Genomic DNA, 20,189 nt, shown 5'->3' on the forward strand with positions numbered 1-20,189 from the left:
GGGCGCCTCCGCAAATCGGCGCCAACCAGTGAATCACAAGTCATTGCTCGGATTCAAATTTCACTCGGACAGGCTCTTAATAAAATGTCACTGAACGTAGAGGAAGTTGGCTGAAAGCGGCTTTCCGGCGGGCAAGCCCCACACAAGCATCCCAAGTCTATTGTCCCCGGTCGCTTGCGGACATTGCGGTGATGCTTGCGTTGGAGAATTTCATGAAGATTAGAGCCAAAATTTTTGTACTCGTTGCCGCATTGGGGTTTGTGGCCGTACTGACGGCTGCCATCGGCATCAGCACCCTGCGGGCCTATAATGTGGCTGTCGAGGACGTGAAATCTGCGGCGACCCGTGCCCTCTACGGCGAGCGCCTGAACCGGCTGGTGACGCATGTCGTCATGGAAGCGCGAGGCATTTACGCGTCGAAGAGCACCAGCGACGCGCGCAAGTTCGGCGACGGACTGCTCTCGACCTTGAAAGAAATCGACGTGCTCCTGAACGAATGGGAGCCGCTGGTTACGGCCGACAGCCGAACGCTGTTCAACGCGGTGGCAAAGGACGCTGCCGAGTTCAAAACGTTCAGGGCGGAGACGGCCCGTCTCGGCGCGGAGATCTCACCCGAAGCAGCGAACGCGCAGGGCAATACCGAGGCCAACCGCGCGAACAGAAAGACGTTTCAGGTCAGCATCGATGCTCTCACGAAAAAAGGCAGCGAGGAAATCGCGGCTGTCGAGCGCCGCGCGACGGAGCTCTACAACCAGCGCCTGACGCTGCTTATCTCGCTCGCCCTGGGAGGCACCTTCATGGCGCTGCTGATCGGCTGGCTCGTCGGCCACAGGCAGATTGCTCGCCCCCTCAACGGCCTCACGGCGGCGATCCAGAGGTTGGCGTCCGGGGACTACAACCTCCCGCAAGTCCGCCCCAGCAAGGATGAAATCGGCGACATCTGGAAGGCGACGCAGGTTTTCGCTCTCGCCATGCAGGAGGCGGAGCAGCTTCGGCATGCCCAGGCCGAAGCCGAGAAGCAGACCGCCGAGCAGCGCAAGATCGATATGATGAGGCTTGCCCAGAGCTTCGAAGGCAGCGTCGGCGGCTTGGTTCAGCATCTGTCGGTCGCCGCCCAGGAGATGGAAGCGACGGCGCGCGCGATGGCCAGCACCGCCCAGCAAACCAACCAACAGTCGAACTCCGTGGCCGCAGCAGCGGAGCAGACCTCCAGCAACGTTCAGGCGGTTGCTGCTGCCGCCGAACAGCTGGCCGCGTCGTCGAACGAGATCGGGGTACAGGTGTCTCAAACATCCGTTGCGGCCGCCCGAGCCGTCAGCAACGCGCGCAAGACCAATGAGCTGGTGGAGACCCTCGCCGACGGCGCTCAGAAGATCGGCGACGTTGTGGCCCTCATCAACACGATTGCGAGCCAGACGAACCTGCTGGCGCTGAATGCGACCATCGAGGCCGCCAGGGCCGGAGAGGCCGGCAAGGGCTTCGCCGTCGTCGCCGCCGAGGTGAAGGAACTCGCCAATCAGACGTCGCGCGCCACCGAAGACATCAGTGCCCATGTCAATCAGATCCAGCAGTCCACGAAGGGTGCGGTCGAAGCCATCCGGGACATCGGCCTAACCATCGAGGAGGTGCACCAGATCGCGACGAGCGTTGCGGCGGCTGTCGAAGAGCAGCAGGCTGCCACCCAGGAGATCGCCCGCAACGTCAGCGAAGCGGCGCGGGGAACGCAGGACGTGAGCGAGAGCATCGTCCAAGTCCAAGGCGCGGCAACGCATGCGGGCTCGGCGGCATCCCAGGTGCTGGCGGCAGCCGGCGAGCTTGCCAGCAACTCATCCGCCCTGAGCCGCGAGGTCGAGGGCTTCCTGCAAGGGGTCCGGGCAGCCTAAAACATTGTCAGGTGAAGTGGATCCGGTTCACCTGAAAATGCGGCCCCGCCAAGAAGAGAGCTGTTTCCATGGCAATGGAAACAGCTCCAGCGCCTGGCGTGGGAAGGGCGGACGCGGTCTTCCCGTGCCCGCCGCTGCGCTGCCTCGGGCGTCGACCATATGCCCTCAAGCGGACAGGCGGTGACACACGCGCCCGTCCGCTTGAGGTTCAGTTCAGCAAAACCGGTCCGGGAGGCTCCCGGCCATTCGCCGCTTCGGTCGGGATCAGGCGGTCTTGGGAATCGGGGCTGCGGTCTCGGAAGAAGCCGTATCCGGCCTGTCCTGCTGCGCGGTCATGTTTCGGGCTGCCTGAGCCCTCCTGACCGCCGCCTGCACATGAGAGACTAACGTTGCGTTAGGACAGGGCTTTGCCAGGAAGGCTGCTCCTGGGGGCAGGTCGTCCCCTCGGGGCCATTCCCGCCCTGACGTGATCAGGATTTCGGTGCCGGGCCAGGATTCATGGACCTGCCTGGCCAGTTCATAGCCATTGATGCCGGGGGGCATCTCCACGTCGGAGAGCATCACGTCCACCCTGACCATCGCCCTGAGGACCTTCAGGGCCTCTTCCGCGCCTGAGGCTTCGATGACGTGGAAATTTGCTTCCATGAGGATGTCGGCCACCACCAGTCGCACCAGCGGTTCGTCTTCCACTAACAGAACGACACCTAGGGATTGCTGATGAGACACTGGGGCAACACAATATCTAGAAAGGTACAGGACTAACGTGGCAATTGATATACGGTTCCGCTTGATCCGGCTAGCCGGGCCGGGTGACAATCCGGCTCAGGAATGAGGAGAACCCCCGGGACGGAAGCGCGTTTGTGGCGTGTTGTACCGCGTAAGGGACAAGAATGAGCGCCGCATCCGTCACGGTTCTTCCACGCCGGACACCGCCCACCATCCTCATCGTTGAAGACGAGGCCTTGGCCCGCTGCCTCGTCAGCGACGAGCTAAGGTCCCGAGGCTTCAAGGTGCTGGAGGCCGGTTCGGCTCCCGAGGCCCTTACGGTTCTCGAAACCGTCCGGATCGATCTCCTGTTGATCGCGGTCGATCTCTCAGGGGGTGGGAGCGGGTTGGACATCGCGCGCCTCGTCCAGGGCCGGAGGGCGCCGATGCAGGTCATCCTCGCTTTGAGCGAAGATGGGGCCCTGGCCGATCCGGAATGGGAGAGCCTCGGCCACCTGATCCGCAAGCCGTACCACCCGCCCCAGGTTTTCGACCTCGTCGCCCGCTGCCTCAACTGGCCGACGCCTCCTGACGAATGAGATCGGGAACCAAGGCAAAAGCTCGGCGGTTAGCTTTGCGTGAGCACCTTTTCGACACATATCACCCCCAGACAGGACGCCCCGCCTCAGACCGTGCTTGTGGTCGAGGACGAGGTTCTGATCCGTCTGGTGATCGCGGACTATCTGCGCGAGTGCGGCTACAGGGTCCATGAGGCCGTGAGCGCCGAGGAAGCCATGGCGATCCTTCAGGCGCCGGATGTCTCGGTCGATGTGGTGTTCAGCGATGTCGAGATGCAGGGAGAAATGGACGGTTTCGGGCTGGCCCGCTGGGTTCGGTCCAATATGCCGGGAATCCAGGTCATCCTCACGTCTGGGGCCGAGCGCTCCGCTGACATTGCCGCAACCCTTTGCGAGGCCGGCCCGCTCTTGAAGAAGCCCTACCCATCACAAGATGTCGTTGATCGCATAAGGCAGCTCGCCGCAAAAGCAGGCCGCTCCTGACGATCCACGAACGATGGCCCCCGAGGGCGGAGCTTCCTGCCGTAACCTCACGCTTCTGCGACGGGAGGGAACCGGATCCGAGCGGCCTCGTTTCTGGAGAATGAAGCCCCATCGAAGAATTCTGAAGCAACCTGTCGTTCTCCTTGTCGAGGACGAGCCGCTTGTCCGCCTGACCCAGGTCGACATCCTTCGAGAGGCGGAGTTCTGGGTTGTCGAGGCGCAGGATGCCGATGAAGCCTTCGAGCTGCTGAAGGCAAGACCCGATATCTCCGCCGTTCTCACGGACGTCAACATGCCGGGTTCCATCGACGGCTTCGAGTTCGCCCGGCTGGTTCGGCAGGGCTGGCCCGAGGTGGGAGTGCTCGTGATTTCCGGCAAGACCGGCCCCGGCCCCGGGGACCTTCCGCCCGACACCTCTTTCCTTCACAAGCCGGTCCGCCCGGCCGCGTTGGTGGCAGCGCTTCAGGAGGTCATGGCCACGAGGGCGAACGGCAGCCTGACGCCGGAGACCTGAACCCTGCCGGTGACTTCCCGGCCAGGCACGCTGAACCCCATCGAATGTTTCGGGCCGTGACCTACGCTCGAAGAGCTTCAGGCCGGCGGGTGTCGAGCACGGCGGTCTCCGTGCGAAGGCGCTCCACCAGGCCCTCGACCTCCGACTTCACCTTGACGACAGCGGCGTCCTTGACCGGACCGTAGCCCCGGATCTCCATGGGGGCCCTGGCAATGGCCAGGAGAACATCGAAGCGCCGGGCATCGAGGTTGCGGAGGATGAGCGCAACCTGCTCCTCGTACCAGCCGATCAGGGCCTGTTCCATCCGCCGCTCGGCCGTATAGCCGAAGACATCGAACGGCGTGTTGCGCAGAACCTTCAGGCGGGCCAGGATCCGCATCGGCATCTGGATCCAGGGGCCGAAGGAACGCTTTCGCGGGCGGCCTCGCGCATCGCTCTTTCCGGGCAGGAGCGGCGGCGCCAGGTGATACTTCACCGTGAAGTCTCCCTCGAACTCCCGCTGCAGCTCATCGAGGAAGCCGGTTTCCATATGCAGGCGCGCCACCTCGTACTCGTCCTTGTAGGACATCAGCTTGAACAGGGAGCGGGCGACCGCGTCGGTCAGGGTCTCGGATCCCAAAGCCTGCTCGGCCTTGCGAACGCGGGAAACCGTTGCCTCGTAGCGGGACGCATAGGCGGCGTTCTGGTAGGCGGTGAGGAACGCTACTCGCCGTGCGATCACCTGGTCGAGGGTTTCCGGCTCCTCCGCCCTGTCATCCGTCGTCTCGCGCACGAAGTCCCGGTCGGCGTTGAGCAGCCGCCCCCAGGCGAATGCCTGCTTGTTGGCCTCGACGGACACGCCGTTGAGCTCGATCGCCCGTGACAGCGCTTCGAGAGAAACCGGAACGAGCCCCTGCTGCCAGGCGAAGCCCAGCATCATCACATTGGCGTAGACGGTGTCGCCAAGCAGCTTCTCGGCAAGGGCATTGGCATCGAACGTCGCAAGGTTGCCGGCACCCAGCACCCGCTCGATGGAGCGCAGGCGCGCCTTGCCGGCAAGATCGGCGTCGCGGAAGCGCACCACATCGCCCGTCAGCATCTCCGCGGTGTTGATCACCGCTCGCGTGCCCGCCCGATAGGTGCCCGATGCCTTCGGCGAGGAGCTGACGACCACATCGCAGCCGATGAGCGCGTCGGCAGCGCCCTGATCGATGCGAACCTGATGAAGCTCATCGGGGCTTTCGGCAAGGCGGATGAAGCTCAGGACCGGTCCGAACTTCTGGGCAAAGCCGGTGAAATCCAGCACCGACACGCCGCGCCCTTCCAGGTGGGCCGCCATGCTGATGAGGGCCCCGATGGTGACGACGCCGGTTCCGCCGACGCCCGTCACCAGCAGGTCGAAGGGGCGCTCGAGACCCGGAAGGGATGGACCGGGCAGGGTTGCTGCCCGCGAGACCGCGTCGACGCCGTTGGATGTCTTGGTCCTGCGCTTGGCGCCTTCCACCGTGACGAAGCTGGGACAGAAGCCGTCGAGGCAGGAGAAGTCCTTGTTGCAGGTGGACAGGTTGATCTTGCGCTTGCGGCCGAACGGCGTCTCCTTCGGCTCGACGCTGAGGCAGTTCGAGGCAACCGAGCAATCGCCGCAGCCTTCGCAGACGAGATCGTTGATATAGGCGAACCGCTTCGGGTCCTCCATCTGGCCGCGCTTGCGGCGGCGCCGCTTCTCGGTGGCGCAGGTCTGCTCATAGATCAGCACGGTGACGCCTGGGATGTCCCGCAGCTCCTTCTGCACGCCGTCGAGATCCTCGCGCGGATGGATGGTCACGCCTTTGGGCAGATCCGCAGGGATGAACTTGTCCGGATCGTCCGACACAAGCGCAATCCGTGATACACCCTCCGCGCGGACGCTGTGGGCAATGGCATAGACGCTGACCGGTCCATCCACCGGCTGACCGCCGGTCATGGCGACCGCGTCGTTGAACAGGATTTTGTAGGTGATGTTGGCGCCTGCAGCGATAGCCTGCCGGATCGCCATGGAGCCCGAGTGGTAATAGGTGCCTTCGCCAAGATTCTGGAAGATGTGGCCTTGCCCCGTGAACTTGGACGAGGCGGCCCAGTTGACGCCCTCGCCCCCCATCTGGATCAGGGACGACGTCTCCCGGTCCATCCAGCTCGCCATGAAGTGGCAGCCGATGCCGGCGAGCGCCTTGGAACCCTCGGGCACTTTGGTCGAGGTGTTGTGCGGGCAGCCGGAGCAGAAATAGGGCGTGCGCGTCGCGCCCGGCACCGTGATCAGGCGCTCCGGATCGGGGTTCAATGCGTCCACGCGCCGGGCGAGGTTGAGATCGGGGAAGATCGGGTCGAGGCGCTTGGCCAGAACGCCGGCGAGGAAGCGCGGCGAGAGCTCCCCCGTCCAGGGAATGAGCCGGGCGCCGGTCTCGTCGTGCTTGCCGACCATGCGCTCGGGCTTGGAGCCGGGATAGTCGTAGAAATACTCCTTGAACTGGCTTTCGATGATGCCGCGCTTTTCCTCGACCACGAGGATCTCGCGCTTGCCCTTCACGAACTCCATGGCGTCGTGAAGCGGCAGCGGCCACACCATGCCGACCTTGTAGATGTCGATCCCGTGGGCGCGGCAGGCGGCCTCGTCGAGGCCGATCAGACGCAGGGCTTCCATCAGGTCGAGATGCGCCTTGCCGGCGGTGACGATGCCATAGGACGCGTCCGGGATATCGTAGATGCGCCGGTCGATGGGGTTGGCCTTGGCGAAGGCATAGACCGCGTGCTTCTTGGCCTCCATGCGCTCTTCGATCTGAGGACCCGGCAGGTCGGGCCAGCGATAATGCAGGCCTCCCGGAGGCGGCGTGAAGTCGGGCTCACGGAACTGGCGCGGCGCGCGCAGCTCGACGGAGACGCCCGATTCCACGATTTCCGACACGGCCTTGAAGCCCACCCACATGCCGGAGAAGCGGCTCAGCGCATAACCGTATTCGCCGAACTCGAGATACTCGGCGACGCTTGCCGGATGCAGCGTCGGCATGAACCAGCTCATGAAGGCGACGTCGGACTGGTGCGGCATCGACGAGGAGACGCAGCCATGGTCGTCGCCTGCCACCACCAGCACGCCCCCATGCGGCGAGGAGCCATAGGCGTTGCCGTGCTTCAGCGCATCGCCCGAGCGGTCGACCCCCGGGCCCTTGCCGTACCACAGGCCGAAGACGCCCTCGACCTGCCGGTTCGGATCGGTCTCCACCTGCTGCGAGCCGAGAACGGCGGTTGCGGCGAGATCCTCGTTGACGGCGGGAAGAAACTCGATGCGGCGCTCTTTCAGCTGCTCCTTGATGCGCCAGAATTCGAGATCGACGCCGCCCAGCGGCGAACCGCGATAGCCTGAGACAAAGCCCGCCGTGTTCAAGCCCGCCGCCCGATCGCGCTTCGCCTGATCGAGCACGATGCGCACGATGGCCTGCGTGCCGGTCAGAAACACCCGGCCGGTGTCGCGGGCGTAGCGGTCGGACAGCCGATAATCGTCGAGTGACGGAGCATCTGTCATCTGCTTCCTCCCGGGATCAGAAGCATTGTTCGTTGGCTACCAGTGTAATCCTGAACGGCTGGTAGGTGCTTCCTATTCGTTCCTTGTTAAGGTTCCTTCTTGGTAGAAGTTCCGGGTTCTGGCGCTATAAACGGTAGAAAATACCGGAGAGAACAGGGCCATGCTTGAGAAGCAGGACGAGCATATCCTGGTGCAGCTCCAAAGGGAGGGGCGCACCACGAACCAGCAGCTCGCCGACGATGTCGGCATGTCCACCTCGGCCTGCTGGCGGCGCGTGCGGGCGCTCGAGGATTCCGGCGTGATCGTGGGTTATTCGGCGCTTGTGGACAGGGAGAGGGCGGGGTTCAACACCTCCGCCATCCTGCACGTGTCGCTGGAGCGGCACGACGCCAAGTTCGTGGACGAATTCGTGTCCCGTGTAACGGCGCGGGCCGAGGTTCTGGAGTGCTTCGCAACCACGGGCGATGCCGATTATCACTTGCGCGTCGTCGTGCGCGACATGAAGGCCTACAACGAATTCCTCGACGAATTCATGTTCCGGCTGCCCGGCATTCGCACCGTGCGCACCAACGTCATCCTAAAGGAGATCAAAACCAGTGTTGCGCTGCCGTTCTGAACCGCGCGCCTTATTTTATTTGCTCTCAGGCAGCAGTGCGTAGGCGAGCTGCGCGATGGCGACGGGCCGGCTGTCGCTCACGGTCGTGAGCGTCACGCTGCCGAAAGCCATCGTGCGCCCGAGCCGGACGACCTTTGCGTCCGCCAGCACGTCGGCGCTTACTGCGGGACGAAGAAAGTGCATCGTCTGATCGACGGTGGTCATGGGCCTGTAGGCGCCTCCTGCCGAGGAAACGGCAAACACCATGGCGGTGTCGGCAAGGCTCATGAGAGCCTGTCCGCACACCACGCCGTTGTCCCGACAGAGCCGTTCCGAGAACCGCATGCGCAGAACGGCGCCCTCGGGGCTCAGGCTCTCGATGGACAGGCCGAGATCCTGGACCCAGGGGGCAAAGACGCTGGTCAGCATCTGCTCGGCAGTGTCTTGGTCGAATGTGCTCAATGTCTCCCCCAGTCATTTTTCTTCTGATACGTCATACCAACTGTGAAGTGGCAGGACATACCAGGCTTATGTCAAGGTAACTGGCATGTGCTGCCAGAGTTCTTTCATGACGAACGCACCGCGTTCATCGTGAGCAGTTCATAGGTCGCGACCGTTTCCCCCTGATCCGTCGTGATCTCAACGTCCCAGCGCACCTCGCCGTACTGCTCGTTGCGCGGCGACTTCGATTTCGCCGTGAGGCGAACCTTGATGGTCTCCCCCGGCTGCACCGGCTTGAGGAAGCGTAAGGAATCGAGCCCGTAATTGGCGAGCACCGGTCCAAGATCCGGATCGACGAAGAGGCCGGCCGCGAAGGACAGCAGCAGGTAGCCGTGGGCGACGCGGCCTGGGAAGAACGGGTGGTCCTTCGTGTCCTCTTCGCTCATATGCGCGTAGAAGGTGTCGCCGGTGAACTCGGCGAAATGCTCGATGTCCTCCAGGGTGATGGTGCGCTCCTTCGACACGAAGGTCTGCCCGACCGCGAGGTCCTCGAAGTGGTAGCGGAAGGGGTGCCGCCCCTCCTCGACTGTGGGAGCGCCCTTGATCCAGCTCTTGGTCACGCGGGAGAGCATGGCGGGCGAGCCCTGCAGGGCGGTGCGCTGCATGTAATGATGCACGCCGCGCATGCCGCCGAGCTCCTCGCCGCCGCCGGCGCGGCCGGGGCCGCCATGGACCATGTGCGGCATGGGCGAGCCGTGGCCGGTCTGCTCCTTGGCGCAATCCCGGTCGATCAGCACCAGGCGGCCGTGGAAGGCGCCGACGCCGAAGACGAGGTCGGAAGCGGCACCGGGATCGTAGGTGTAGACGGAGGCGACGAGGCTGCCGTCGCCGCGATTGGCGAGCGCCATCGCCTGCTCAAGTCCGTCATAGCCCATCACCGTGCAGACGGGGCCGAAAGCCTCGACGCTGTGCACGTTGGTGGCGCGGATCGGGTCTGGGCAATGGAGCAGGAGAGGGGGGATGAAGGCGCCGCGCTCGCGGTCCGCGCCTTCGACTGGGAAATCGTCCGGATTTCCAACGACAATATCCGCCTCGGACCGCAGCTTTGCCACCTGGGCCAGCACATCGCGGCGCTGGCCGAGGCCGACGACCGGGCCCATGCGGACGTTCTCAAGCTCCGGGTTGCCCACCTTGATTTTGGACAGCCGCTCGCGCAGGGCCTCGATCACGGCGGGTACATGGGCATTCGGCGCGATGGCACGGCGGATGGCGGTGCATTTCTGCCCCGCCTTGACCGTCATCTCCTTCGCGACTTCCTTGACGAAGAGATCGAATTCCGGCGTGCCGGGCCCGGCATCCGGCGCCAGGATCGCGGCGTTGAGGGAGTCGCGTTCCGCAATGAAGCGAACGGACTCGCGGGCAATCACCGGGTGCCGCTGCAGCTTCTGGGCGGTGTCCGCGGATCCCGTGAAGGACACCACGTCCTGACAGGTGAGGTGATCGAAGAGATCGCCCGTGGAGCCGACGATGCACTGGAGCGCGCCCTCGGGCAGGATGCGGGATTCCGCGATCATGCGCACCAGGGCATGGGCCACGTAGGACGTGATCGTCGCCGGCTTCGTGACCACGGGCACCCCGGCCAGGATGGCGGGCGCGAGCTTCTCAAGCAGGCCCCAGCAGGGGAAGTTGAAGGCGTTGATGTGGACGGCGACACCGGCCAGGGGCGCCATCACGTGCTGGCCCACGAAGCTGCCGCCCTTGGAGAGCGGCTCGACGGCGCCGTCGAGCAGGAAGGTGGAGTTGGGCAGTTCGCGGCGGCCCTTGGACGAGTAAACGAAGAGGGTGCCGATGCCGCCGTCCACGTCGATGAAGTTGTCGGAACGGGTGGTGCCGGTCTGGTAGGAGAGCCTGTAGAGCTGCTCCTTGCGCTCTGACAGATAGATGGCAAGAGCTTTCAGAAGCTCTGCCCGCTGATGGAAGGTCAGCCGCCGGAGGTTGGGGCCGCCCACCTGCCGGGCATAGGCCAGCACATCGCCCATATCGAGACCGCCGCTGGCGACCTCGGCGACCACGTCGCCCGTCACGGCGCTGCGAACCTCCGCAAGCTCCTGACCCGGGGACATCCAACTTCCGCGAACGAAGCTCTCAAGTCTCATCTGGACACCATTGGGAATGAGGTGGCGGCGCCGGCTCGAGGCAGAGCTGCGCCTTTTGGATGCATTATTGACCGACCGGTCGGTTAGTCAAGAAATTTTGGGGATCGCGCCTGCCGCGGCTTCGGGTCGACAGAGACGCATGATCCATAGATAGGTTAGGGGACGATGGGCCGAGGCGGCGGCGACGATCGCCACGGTCCTGAAGGAACGGAGTTGGCGTGAATGGCCGCGTTTGTCGAATCCCTCTTGGACCGGTTTCACGAGCGGACGCCCATCCGGGCGGGCTCCCTGATCGTGACAGTCTTCGGGGACGCGGTCGTGCCACGGGGCGGGGTTCTGTCCCTGTCCTCCCTCCACGAGGTCATGCGGGCCTTTCGCATCAGCGACACCCTGGTCAGGACAGCCCTGTCGCGCCTGGTGTCGGAGGGCTGGTTCGAGCGCTGGAAGGTGGGGCGCAACAGCTATTACCGGCTCACGAAGAAGGGGCAGGAGGCCTTCGCCCAGGCGACGCAGCGGATCTATGCCGACCCGTCCCCGGCCTGGCACGGCTCCTTCGACCTCCTTCTGCTCGACAACGGCCAGGACCGGGGCGCCCTGCGGGCGGAACTGTCCGAGGCCGGGTACGGAACCCTCGGGCCGGATCTCCTGATCGCTGCGGCGGCATCCTCGAAGGACAAGGAGGGGGTCCTGCGCCTTGCTGCCGCCCCGGCGGATCTGCCGACCGCCCGGCGGCTGGCGGAACGCGCCTGGCCTCTGGAGAGCATCGAGGGCCGTTACCAGCGCTTCATCGATACCTACGCGGGAACCCTCAAGGCGCTCGAGGGGGGCGCCCGGTTCAGCAGCCTGGATGCCCTGCTGGTGCGCATTCTCCTGATCCACGACTACCGCCGGGCCGTTCTGAAGGATCCCCTGCTGCCCCAGCAGCTTCTGCCGGACCCTTGGGCCGGAGCGGCCGCCCGCACCCTGTGCGGCACGATCTATAAGACGCTGCTGCCTGCCGCCGAGGGGTGGGTCGACCGCCATGCGCAGAACGATCGGGGCCCGCTTCCGCCCGTGGATCAAGGCTTTCGGCAGCGCTTCGCGTCAGTCCGGCCAGTCGCGGAGTTGCAGGCCGGCTAGACAATCCGTTACAAAAATATCTTGAATAAGCTGATTTTTGTGACATATTAGCTGGGTGGCTGCCCGTCATCGGGACGTGCTGCCCGATGCTTGGCACTTGGCGCATGGGAAATTGCTGCCTTCCAGGCGTTGCCCGACAGCAACGAAACCGGACGACACAACGCAGGCTGAAGGAGAAGCGCCGTGTACGCACAGATGGTGAAGACGGGCGTCGACCATATCCAGTCCAAGGAGGAGATGTCCCCCGAGGAGCGCGCCTTCCAGGACCGCGTCGACCAGGACATCAAGATCGAGCCGAAGGAATGGATGCCGGAGGCCTATCGCAAGACCTTGATCCGGCAGATCTCCCAGCACGCCCATTCCGAGATCATCGGCATGCAGCCGGAGGGCAACTGGATCACCCGTGCGCCGACGCTGGAGCGCAAGGCCATCCTGCTCGCCAAGGTGCAGGACGAGGCGGGCCACGGGCTTTATCTCTACTGCGCCGCCGAGACGTTGGGCGTGAGCCGCGACGAGCTCATGGAGCAGCTCAACAGCGGCAAGGCAAAGTATTCGAGCATCTTCAATTATCCGACGCTCACCTGGGCCGATATCGGCGCCATCGGCTGGCTCGTGGACGGTGCCGCGATCATGAACCAGGTGCCGCTGCAGCGCTGCTCCTACGGTCCCTATTCCCGCGCCATGATCCGCATCTGCAAGGAGGAGAGCTTCCACCAGCGCCAAGGCTACGACGCGATGACGAAGCTTGCCCGCGGCACCCCCGAGCAGAAGCAGATGGCGCAGGATGCGCTGAACCGCTGGTGGTGGCCGTCGCTGATGATGTTCGGCCCCTCCGATGCGGAGTCGGTTCACAGCGCCCAGTCCATGCGCTGGAAGATCAAGATCAACTCGAACGACGAGCTGCGCCAGAAATTCGTCGACCAGACGGTGCCGCAGGCCGAGTATCTCGGGCTCACCGTTCCCGACCCCGATCTCAAGTGGAACGCCGAGCGCGGGCATTACGATTTCGGCGAGGTCAACTGGGACGAGTTCTATCAGGTGATCGCCGGCAACGGCCCCTGCAACCGCGACCGGCTGCGCACGCGGGTGAAGGCCTATGAAGAAGGCCGCTGGGTGCGCGACGCCGCCGACGCCTATGCGGCGAAGAAGGCGGCACGCACCAAGGCCAAGGCGGCGTGAGCGGGAGAGCGACGATGACCGACAAGAAGGAATGGCCTCTCTGGGAGGTGTTCATCCGCAGCCAGCATGGGCTTGCCCACCGCCATGTGGGCAGCCTGCATGCGCCCGATGCCGAGATGGCGATCATGAATGCGCGCGATGTTTATACCCGCCGCAACGAGGGCGTGAGCATCTGGGTGGTGCGCGCCTCCGACATCGCGGCAAGTTCGCCAAGCGAGAAGGGCCCGCTGTTCGATCCGGCCAACAGCAAGGTCTACCGGCACCCAACCTTCTACGAGATCCCGGAAGAGCTGGGGCACATGTGATGAGCGGGCAGGACGCGCTCTTCGAGTATCTGCTGCGCCTGGGCGACAACACGCTGATCCTCGGGCACCGCCTGTCGGAATGGTGCGGGCATTCGCCGGCGCTGGAAGAAGACTTGGCGCTGTCCAACGTGGCGCTCGACCTCATCGGGCAGACGCAGCTCTGGCTCAATCTCGCGGGCGAGATCGAAGGCAAGGGGCGCGATGCCGACAAGCTTGCCTATCTGCGCGACGCCCGCGACTTTCGCAATCTCCTGCTCGTCGAGCAGCCGAACGGCGACTTCGCCGCCACCATGGCGCGCCAGTTCTACTTCGATGCCTGGCATTACCTGCTGCTGCGGGAGCTCACGGGCGCGAAGGATGGGCGCATTGCCGAGATTGCCGCCAAGGGCCTGAAAGAGGTCACCTATCACCTGGAGCGCAGCCGCGATTGGGTCCTGCGCCTCGGCGACGGCACGGAAGAGAGCCATCGCCGCATGCAGGCGGCGGTTGACGATCTCTGGATGTATACGGGCGAGATGTTCGAATCCGACGAGGTGGACGAAGCCATGATGCGCGACTGCATCGGTCCCGATCTCTCGTCGCTTCGCGAGCCGTGGCTCGGCCTGATGCGGGCCACAGCTGATGAAGCCACGCTCACCCTGCCGCAGCCCGGATGGGCGCAGCGGGGCGGCAAGCGGGGCATGCACTCGGAGCATCTCGGCTACATCCTGGCGGATCTCCAATTCCTGCAGCGGGCCTATCCCAACGCAACGTGGTAGGTGGCGGCGATGACGAGCAGCCTGACGCGGCCGGATCTGGATCAGATCAGAGCCTGGCTGGAAGAGGTTCCCGACCCGGAGGTTCCGGCCGTCTCGGTCATGGATCTCGGCATCGTGCGCGATGTGCAATGGTCGGGCGACGAGCTTGTCGTGGCGATCACGCCCACCTATTCGGGCTGCCCTGCAACGGGCGTCATCGCGCTCGACATCGAAGCGGCGCTGCGGGCGAGGGGACTTGATCGCTTGCGCGTCGAGCGCAGGCTCTCGCCGCCTTGGACCACGGACTGGATCAGTGAGGCAGGCAGGCGCAAGCTCGAGGCTTACGGCATCGCACCGCCGGCCGAGAGTGCGGGCGGCCCGTCGGTCTTCGACCGCCTCCTGCGCAAGCCGCTGACGATCTCCTGCCCGCGCTGCAAATCGGAGAGCACCTCGCGCATCAGCGAGTTCGGCTCGACCCCTTGCAAGGCGCAGTACCGGTGCGACAGCTGCCTCGAGCCCTTCGACTACTTCAAGTGCATTTGAAACGAGCGGACGCTCCATGACAAAGTTCTACCCTGTCACCGTTGCCGACGTCAGGCGCGAGACCCGCGATGCCATCGTCCTCACGCTGGACGTGCCGGATGAGCACAAGGAGGCGTTCAGCTTCTCGCCGGGGCAGTACTTGACCCTGCGCACGAATATCGACGGCGACGAGGTCCGTCGGTCCTATTCCATCTGCGCCGCGCCCATGGAGGGCAGGCTCCGGGTCGGCATCAAGAAGATTGCGGGCGGCGTGTTCTCGAACTGGGTGAGCGAGCAGCTCGCCCCCGGCCATGTGATCGAGGCCATGCCGCCGATGGGCAACTTCTTCGTGCCTCTCGATCGCACGCAGAAAAGGCACTTCGTGGGCTTTGCGGCGGGCAGCGGAATCACGCCGCTGATCAGCATCGTCAAGACGACGCTTCTATCCGAGCCCCAATCCTCCTTCACCCTCTTCTATGGCAACCGCGCGTCGAGCTCGATCATGTTCCGCGAGGAGCTGGAGGATCTCAAGAACGAGCATCTCGAGCGCTTCAGCCTCATCCATATTCTTAGCCGCGAGCAGCAGGACATTGACCTCTTCAACGGCCGCCTGACCAAGGAGAAGTGCGATCAGCTTCTCGATCACTGGATCGACGCTTCCTCCATCGATGTCGCCTTCATCTGCGGGCCGCAGGACATGATGCTGGGCGTTGCGAAAAGCCTTGAGGAACACGGCCTCGACAAGCGCAAGATCAAGTTCGAGCTGTTTGCCACATCCACGCCAAGCCGCCGCCCGCGCAAGCCCGAAGAAGAGCAGGCCAGGAACCACAAGGATCTCTGCGAGGCCACCATCGTCATCGACGGACGCGCCCGCACCCTGTCCTTCGAGAAGGGCACCGCGTCGGTGCTCGATGCGGCCACCCAGGAAGGAATCGAGCTGCCTTACGCCTGCAAGGGCGGCGTCTGCTCCACCTGCCGGGCCATGCTGGTGGAGGGCGAGGTCGACATGGACGCGAACTTCGCCCTGGAGGATTACGAGATCGCCCGGGGCTATATCCTGACATGCCAGAGCTACCCGGTGACGGACAAGATCCTGGTCGATTTCGACAGGTGATCGAGGAGGTGCGCCATGGTCGATGAAGATGGCCTCGTGGGCTTCGTGGCCGGCGGCGGGCGCTTGAGCGCACCCGACAACGTGACGCCCCGCTATCGCGCGGAGCTCATGCGCCTCATGGCGATCTTCGTCGATTCCGAGATGGCGGGCGCCTCGGGTTTTGCCGATTGCATCAATCTGGCGCCGGGGCTGAAGGAGCGGATCACGGCCACGCGCATGGTCTTCGAGAAATTCAACCATGCGCGGCAGGTGCTGAAGCTGATGGAGGAGTTCGGCGCCAATACAGGCCAGTATGTAGGCGCGCATCCCTGGTCGTCCCGCCTCGACCGCAGCGTTAATCTGGGCACGCGCCGCATGGACGGCGACATGCGCCTCAACGTGTTCCATTCCCCGATCAACGGTTGGGTGGATGCGGTGGTGATGAACTGCCTCATGGGGCAGGCGACCGTGGTGCAGCTCGACGAGCTGACCCGCGGCTCCTATCAGCCCCTGGCCGATGCCCTTGCCGACATACTCCCCGTCGAGAGGCAGCATGCGGAGCTTGGGCAGCAGGGCCTGCGGGTGGCGCTCGACAGGGGCCACGACAGGACCGACGCCCAGGCCTCTGTGAACTACTGGTATCCGCGCGTGGCCGACACCTTCGGCAGCAGCGCGTCGGATCACTTCGACCGGCACCGGAAGTACGGGTTGCGCCAGAAGGGCAGGGAAGAACTCCTGGCCCGCTGGCAAGGCATCGTTGACCCGGTGATCGAGGGGTTCGGGCTCACGGTGCCGGCGCTCGCGTCACGCCAACCTGGCTCATGAGGGTGCAATGCCTGCCTTCCTCCCCCTTGCGGGGAGGGGAAAGGCGGCGCGGCTCCATGAGCCGATTTTGAACGCAAGCAGGCTAAAAACCCCGGCGAGACTACTCCGCCGCTTTCACGCGCCGTGTTGGGGCGATGGGCTCCGCGTGAAGATTGCGCGTGCCGTCCACGATCAGTTGCGCCACAAGCTCGGCATAGTCGGCGCGGGTCACGTCTCCGGTGCTCTTGAACCAGAGATAGTGCCAGTTGATCATGCCGAAGAGCGACATGGTCACGGGCTTGAGCAGCTTGGTGCCCTTGAGCTGCGGCGCGACGCCGGCCACCGCGTCGGAGAAGATCTTGACCAGCTCGCGCTCCATCGCCTTGAGTTCCGTCTGCCTGTCGGAGGGCAGCAGACGCAGGCCGTTGATCTGCACATTGTGCTGGGCGTCGGCATCGCGATAGGCTTCGAGCAGGGCTGCGACCAGTTCCTTGAGGCGGGGCCCGGCGGCAAGGCCCGGCCGGTCGGCTGCTTCCACGACGTCGAGCAGCTCTTCCAGGTGGAAGCGGATCACGTCGAAGAGCAGCTCCTCCTTGTCCCGGTAGTAGTGGTAGAGGTTCGCCTTCGAGACGCCGCAGGCCTCCGCGATCTTGCTCATGGAGGCGCGGTCGTAGCCGTGGGCTGCAAACAGCTCGGCCGAGCGATCCAGGATCGCCCGGCGCTTGTCGTCGTAGTCGGTGGCGCGGGTGCGGGCCATGGGGTTTTCTATTCTTTCGGTCTGCGGTCGATCACGCGCTTCGCCTTGCCGAGCGAGCGCTCGATCCCTTCAGGGTCGAGGACGTTTACCTGAGCCGTGATGCCGATGGTATCCTTGATCGCCTGGCTCAGGCGGTCGGACGCGGCCTTGCGGGTTTCCGGATAGTCGGCCTCGGGCCTGATCTCGGCCCGGATCTCCATCTGGTCCATGCGGCCTTCGCGGGTCAGCACGATCTGGTAGTGGCCCGACAGGGCCGGGATCTGCAGGAGCTTTTCCTCGATCTGGGTGGGGAAGACGTTCACGCCCCGGATGATCATCATGTCGTCGGTGCGGCCCGTGACCTTTTCCATGCGTCGCATGGTGCGCGCGGTACCGGGCATGAGCCGGGTCAGGTCGCGGGTGCGGTAGCGGATGACGGGCATCGCCTCCTTGGTGAGCGACGTGAACACGAGCTCGCCTTCCTCGCCGTCCGGCAGCACCTCGCCGGTCACCGGATGGATCACCTCGGGATAGAAGTGATCCTCCCAGATGTGCAGACCGTCCTTGGTTTCGATGCACTCGCAGGCGACCCCCGGACCCATGACCTCGGACAGGCCGTAGATGTCCACCGCATGGATGTCGAAGGCCTCCTCGATCTCGGCCCGCATGGCGTTGGTCCAGGGCTCGGCGCCGAAGATGCCGACTTTGAGCGACGATTGGCGCGGGTCGAGGCCCTGCTTGCGGAACTCGTCCAGGATCGCCAGCATGTAGGAGGGCGTGACCATGATCACGTCGGGTTGGAAATCCTGGATGAGCTGCACCTGGCGCTCGGTCATGCCGCCCGACATGGGGATCACCATGCAGCCGAGGCGCTCGGCGCCGTAATGAGCGCCCAATCCGCCGGTGAAGAGGCCGTAGCCGTAGGCCACATGCACCTTCATGCCCGGCCGCGCGCCGCTCGCCCGGATCGAGCGGGCCATCACGTCCGCCCAGGTGTCGATGTCGCGCTTCGTGTAGCCGACCACGGTGGGCTTGCCGGTGGTGCCCGAAGAGCCGTGCACGCGGGCGACCTGATTTTGCGGCACGGCGAACATGCCGAACGGATAGTTGTCGCGCAGGTCCGCCTTGGTGGTGAACGGAAATTTCGCGAGGTCGGCGAGATCCTTGAAATCGTCCGGGTGAACGCCCGCCTGGTCGAACTTCGCCCGGTAGTGCGGCACGTTCTCGTAAGAGTGGCGCAGGGACCAGGCGAGGCGCTCGCGCTGCCAGGAGGCCAACTCGTCACGGGATGCGAGTTCGAGGCGGTCGAGGGCTGTGGCTTGCGGCTTAAGCTCGGACAGCTTGCGGAGCGGAATCTGGTTCAAGGAAACCTCCCAATCATTTTCTTGTTGGTTCTGTCTCGTCCGCGCCTGACGGGAGCAGCGTTCCGGGGATCGTGCGCGAATGGCCGCGGAACTCGGCAACGACCTCGCCCTGGCCGTTGCGAACCGTCACGTCGTAGATGCCCGAGCGGCCGGAGCGGTTGCGCTCCACCGCATGCGCCGTGAGCGTGTCTCCCCGGCGGCCGGGCTGCAGGAACGTCACGGCGCATTGCTGCGCCACGGTGCGCTGGTTGTAGGTGTTGCAGGCGAACGCGAAGGCCGAATCCGCCAGCGTGAAGATGAAGCCGCCGTGGCAGATGCCGTGGCCGTTCGTCATGTCGGGCCGGACCGGCATGGACAGAACGGCCTCGCCGGGCGCCACCCGCTCCACCACCATGCCGAGACCCTGGCTCGCCTGATCCTCGGCCCACATGGCCTGGGCGCAGGCTTGTGCAGTGTCGTGCGCGGCGATGGCGGAAGAGGGCGCGTCCATCAGGCTTTTCCCGTGAACTTGGGCTGGCGCTTTTCGAAGAAGGCCGTGACGCCTTCCATGTAGTCGGGCGTGCGGCCCGCTTGACCTTGCAGGTCGCGCTCCAGGTCGAGCTGCCTGTCGAGGTCGTTCGTCTGCGAGGCGTCGAGGGCCTGCTTGATGAGCCCAAGTCCAACCGTGGGCTGTGCCGCGAAGTGAGCCGCCAAGCGATGCGCCTCGTCCATTAGGGCAGCATCGTCGACCGCTTTCCAGATCATGCCCCAGGCCTCCGCCTGCTCGGCCGCGACCGGCTCGGCGAGCAGGGCGAGCGCCCGTGCGCGCGCCGGGCCGACGAGCCGCGGCAAGAACCAGGTGCCTCCGGAATCGGGCACGAGGCCGAGTTTCGCGAAGGCCTGAATGAACTTCGCCGAGCGCGCCGCCAGAACGATGTCGCAGGCGAGCGCGATGTTGGCGCCGGCACCCGCGGCCACGCCGTTGACGGCGCCGATGACGGGGATCCGCAACGCGCGCAGCTTGCGCACAAGAGGATTGTAGAGCCGCTCCAACGTCGAGGAGAGATCGGGAGCCTGCCCCGGGCTGAAGACCCGGTCGGACAGGTCCTGGCCGGCGCAGAAGCCGCGCCCGGCGCCCGTGAGGATCAGCGCCCGGCAATCGCTGTCGGCCTCCGCATCGAGAAGCGCCGTCATCAGGGTCGCATGCATCGCCTCGTTGAAGGAGTTGAGACGGTCCGGCCGGTTGAGGGTGATGACGCGATAGCCTTCTCGCCTGTCCGTGAGGATGAGATCGGTCTCCACGAGGTCCTCCCGATTGTGCGCCGGCGGCATGCCACCGAGCTTGCGACTTGTTTACTATTGACCAACCGTTCGGTCAATTATATTGATGTGAAGCAAAGGGTCAATGAGAGCATTCACCGCTCGCACGGAGCCGCATGAGATGGGATTTTTCGAAGACCATCG

20 protein-coding genes are annotated in these 20,189 nt (G+C 64.6%); 12 read left to right on the top strand and 8 right to left on the bottom strand.

Annotation, left to right across the window (positions count from 1 at the left end):
* Positions 1-212: 212 nt before the first annotated feature.
* On the top strand, positions 213-1,883 hold the full coding sequence (locus JKG68_RS16445) for a methyl-accepting chemotaxis protein (protein WP_202061557.1): 1,671 nt from the start codon (positions 213-215) through the stop codon (positions 1,881-1,883).
* A 264-nt stretch (positions 1,884-2,147) separates the two neighbouring features.
* Here JKG68_RS16445 and JKG68_RS16450 read toward each other — a convergent pair whose 3' ends face one another.
* Positions 2,148-2,573: a response regulator gene (locus tag JKG68_RS16450; protein WP_312890826.1), complete on the bottom strand. Its 426-nt coding sequence runs from the start codon at positions 2,571-2,573 to the stop codon at positions 2,148-2,150.
* A 200-nt stretch (positions 2,574-2,773) separates the two neighbouring features.
* Here JKG68_RS16450 and JKG68_RS16455 point away from each other — a divergent pair, with 200 nt between their 5' ends.
* The 3 genes from JKG68_RS16455 to JKG68_RS16465 all read left to right on the top strand — a co-directional run bounded on the left by JKG68_RS16455 (position 2,774) and on the right by JKG68_RS16465 (position 4,163).
* The gene (locus JKG68_RS16455) at positions 2,774-3,187 is read left to right on the top strand and encodes a response regulator (protein ID WP_202061561.1); all 414 of its coding nucleotides are present in this window, start codon (positions 2,774-2,776) and stop codon (positions 3,185-3,187) included.
* A gap of 39 nt (positions 3,188-3,226) precedes the next feature.
* Positions 3,227-3,649, top strand: coding sequence for a response regulator (locus tag JKG68_RS16460; RefSeq protein WP_202061563.1), 423 nt, complete (start codon positions 3,227-3,229; stop codon positions 3,647-3,649).
* A gap of 100 nt (positions 3,650-3,749) precedes the next feature.
* Complete coding sequence (locus JKG68_RS16465) at positions 3,750-4,163, top strand: response regulator (RefSeq protein WP_202061565.1); 414 nt, start codon at positions 3,750-3,752, stop codon at positions 4,161-4,163.
* Between the two features lie 61 nt (positions 4,164-4,224).
* Here JKG68_RS16465 and JKG68_RS16470 read toward each other — a convergent pair whose 3' ends face one another.
* Complete coding sequence (locus JKG68_RS16470; protein ID WP_202061567.1) at positions 4,225-7,695, bottom strand: indolepyruvate ferredoxin oxidoreductase family protein; 3,471 nt, start codon at positions 7,693-7,695, stop codon at positions 4,225-4,227.
* A 160-nt stretch (positions 7,696-7,855) separates the two neighbouring features.
* On the opposite strand from JKG68_RS16470, the gene JKG68_RS16475 reads away from it, so the two are divergent.
* The gene (locus tag JKG68_RS16475) at positions 7,856-8,311 is read left to right on the top strand and encodes an Lrp/AsnC family transcriptional regulator (protein ID WP_202061569.1); all 456 of its coding nucleotides are present in this window, start codon (positions 7,856-7,858) and stop codon (positions 8,309-8,311) included.
* Between the two features lie 15 nt (positions 8,312-8,326).
* On the opposite strand, the gene JKG68_RS16480 is transcribed toward JKG68_RS16475, so the two are convergent.
* Complete coding sequence (locus JKG68_RS16480) at positions 8,327-8,752, bottom strand: PaaI family thioesterase (RefSeq protein WP_246515513.1); 426 nt, start codon at positions 8,750-8,752, stop codon at positions 8,327-8,329.
* Between the two features lie 104 nt (positions 8,753-8,856).
* The gene (gene paaZ / locus JKG68_RS16485; RefSeq protein ID WP_202061571.1) at positions 8,857-10,887 is read right to left on the bottom strand and encodes a phenylacetic acid degradation bifunctional protein PaaZ; all 2,031 of its coding nucleotides are present in this window, start codon (positions 10,885-10,887) and stop codon (positions 8,857-8,859) included.
* Positions 10,888-11,109: 222 nt separating this feature from the next.
* Between paaZ and JKG68_RS16490 the strand changes: the two genes are divergently transcribed.
* The 7 genes from JKG68_RS16490 (at position 11,110) to JKG68_RS16520 (ending at position 16,667) form a co-directional block, all read left to right on the top strand.
* Positions 11,110-12,006, top strand: coding sequence for a PaaX family transcriptional regulator C-terminal domain-containing protein (locus JKG68_RS16490; protein ID WP_202061572.1), 897 nt, complete (start codon positions 11,110-11,112; stop codon positions 12,004-12,006).
* A 183-nt stretch (positions 12,007-12,189) separates the two neighbouring features.
* Entirely contained in the window at positions 12,190-13,185 is a 996-nt protein-coding gene (gene paaA / locus JKG68_RS16495; protein WP_202061574.1) for a 1,2-phenylacetyl-CoA epoxidase subunit PaaA, read from the top strand.
* A 14-nt stretch (positions 13,186-13,199) separates the two neighbouring features.
* Positions 13,200-13,490: a 1,2-phenylacetyl-CoA epoxidase subunit PaaB gene (gene paaB, locus JKG68_RS16500; RefSeq protein WP_036358944.1), complete on the top strand. Its 291-nt coding sequence runs from the start codon at positions 13,200-13,202 to the stop codon at positions 13,488-13,490.
* Positions 13,490-14,248, top strand: a complete 759-nt coding sequence (gene paaC / locus JKG68_RS16505; protein WP_202061579.1) for a 1,2-phenylacetyl-CoA epoxidase subunit PaaC — start codon at positions 13,490-13,492, stop codon at positions 14,246-14,248. The genes paaB and paaC overlap by 1 nt, the downstream gene beginning before the upstream one ends.
* Before the next feature lie 9 nt (positions 14,249-14,257).
* Positions 14,258-14,770 carry a 1,2-phenylacetyl-CoA epoxidase subunit PaaD gene (paaD, locus tag JKG68_RS16510; protein WP_202061585.1) on the top strand — a complete coding sequence of 171 codons (513 nt, stop codon included), beginning with the start codon at positions 14,258-14,260 and terminating at the stop codon, positions 14,768-14,770.
* Positions 14,771-14,786: 16 nt separating this feature from the next.
* Entirely contained in the window at positions 14,787-15,863 is a 1,077-nt protein-coding gene (gene paaE / locus JKG68_RS16515; protein ID WP_202061591.1) for a 1,2-phenylacetyl-CoA epoxidase subunit PaaE, read from the top strand.
* Between the two features lie 15 nt (positions 15,864-15,878).
* Positions 15,879-16,667, top strand: a complete 789-nt coding sequence (locus JKG68_RS16520) for a Phenylacetic acid catabolic protein (RefSeq protein WP_202061597.1) — start codon at positions 15,879-15,881, stop codon at positions 16,665-16,667.
* A 100-nt stretch (positions 16,668-16,767) separates the two neighbouring features.
* Here the strand turns inward: JKG68_RS16520 and JKG68_RS16525 are convergent, their stop codons facing one another.
* From JKG68_RS16525 to paaG, 4 genes are read right to left on the bottom strand one after another with little or no spacing between them, the layout of a single operon-like run.
* On the bottom strand, positions 16,768-17,403 hold the full coding sequence (locus JKG68_RS16525) for a TetR/AcrR family transcriptional regulator (RefSeq protein WP_202061599.1): 636 nt from the start codon (positions 17,401-17,403) through the stop codon (positions 16,768-16,770).
* 8 nt (positions 17,404-17,411) lie between these two features.
* Positions 17,412-18,746 (bottom strand): phenylacetate--CoA ligase PaaK, encoded by a 1,335-nt coding sequence (gene paaK, locus JKG68_RS16530; protein ID WP_202061606.1) that lies wholly within the window; start codon positions 18,744-18,746, stop codon positions 17,412-17,414.
* A gap of 13 nt (positions 18,747-18,759) precedes the next feature.
* Positions 18,760-19,236: a hydroxyphenylacetyl-CoA thioesterase PaaI gene (gene paaI, locus JKG68_RS16535; RefSeq protein WP_202061608.1), complete on the bottom strand. Its 477-nt coding sequence runs from the start codon at positions 19,234-19,236 to the stop codon at positions 18,760-18,762.
* Entirely contained in the window at positions 19,236-20,027 is a 792-nt protein-coding gene (gene paaG / locus JKG68_RS16540) for a 2-(1,2-epoxy-1,2-dihydrophenyl)acetyl-CoA isomerase PaaG (RefSeq protein ID WP_202061610.1), read from the bottom strand. Before paaG ends, paaI begins: the two co-directional genes overlap by 1 nt.
* Positions 20,028-20,189: the final 162 nt, after the last annotated feature.

The organism is Microvirga aerilata (assembly GCF_016743775.1).
GTDB classification, from domain to species: domain Bacteria; phylum Pseudomonadota; class Alphaproteobacteria; order Rhizobiales; family Beijerinckiaceae; genus Microvirga; species Microvirga aerilata.

Excerpts from the sequence above, each read along its gene's own strand:
- JKG68_RS16445 (WP_202061557.1), top strand. The coding sequence starts at position 213 with ATGAAGATTAGAGCCAAAATTTTTGTACTCGTTGCCGCATTGGGGTTT.
- JKG68_RS16455 (WP_202061561.1), top strand. The coding sequence starts at position 2,774 with ATGAGCGCCGCATCCGTCACGGTTCTTCCACGCCGGACACCGCCCACC.
- JKG68_RS16465 (WP_202061565.1), top strand. The coding sequence starts at position 3,750 with ATGAAGCCCCATCGAAGAATTCTGAAGCAACCTGTCGTTCTCCTTGTC.
- JKG68_RS16470 (WP_202061567.1), bottom strand. The coding sequence starts at position 7,695 with ATGACAGATGCTCCGTCACTCGACGATTATCGGCTGTCCGACCGCTAC.
- JKG68_RS16475 (WP_202061569.1), top strand. The coding sequence starts at position 7,856 with ATGCTTGAGAAGCAGGACGAGCATATCCTGGTGCAGCTCCAAAGGGAG.
- paaZ (WP_202061571.1), bottom strand. The coding sequence starts at position 10,887 with ATGAGACTTGAGAGCTTCGTTCGCGGAAGTTGGATGTCCCCGGGTCAG.
- JKG68_RS16490 (WP_202061572.1), top strand. The coding sequence starts at position 11,110 with ATGGCCGCGTTTGTCGAATCCCTCTTGGACCGGTTTCACGAGCGGACG.
- paaB (WP_036358944.1), top strand. The coding sequence starts at position 13,200 with ATGACCGACAAGAAGGAATGGCCTCTCTGGGAGGTGTTCATCCGCAGC.
- paaC (WP_202061579.1), top strand. The coding sequence starts at position 13,490 with ATGAGCGGGCAGGACGCGCTCTTCGAGTATCTGCTGCGCCTGGGCGAC.
- paaD (WP_202061585.1), top strand. The coding sequence starts at position 14,258 with ATGACGAGCAGCCTGACGCGGCCGGATCTGGATCAGATCAGAGCCTGG.
- paaE (WP_202061591.1), top strand. The coding sequence starts at position 14,787 with ATGACAAAGTTCTACCCTGTCACCGTTGCCGACGTCAGGCGCGAGACC.
- JKG68_RS16520 (WP_202061597.1), top strand. The coding sequence starts at position 15,879 with ATGGTCGATGAAGATGGCCTCGTGGGCTTCGTGGCCGGCGGCGGGCGC.
- JKG68_RS16525 (WP_202061599.1), bottom strand. The coding sequence starts at position 17,403 with ATGGCCCGCACCCGCGCCACCGACTACGACGACAAGCGCCGGGCGATC.
- paaI (WP_202061608.1), bottom strand. The coding sequence starts at position 19,236 with ATGGACGCGCCCTCTTCCGCCATCGCCGCGCACGACACTGCACAAGCC.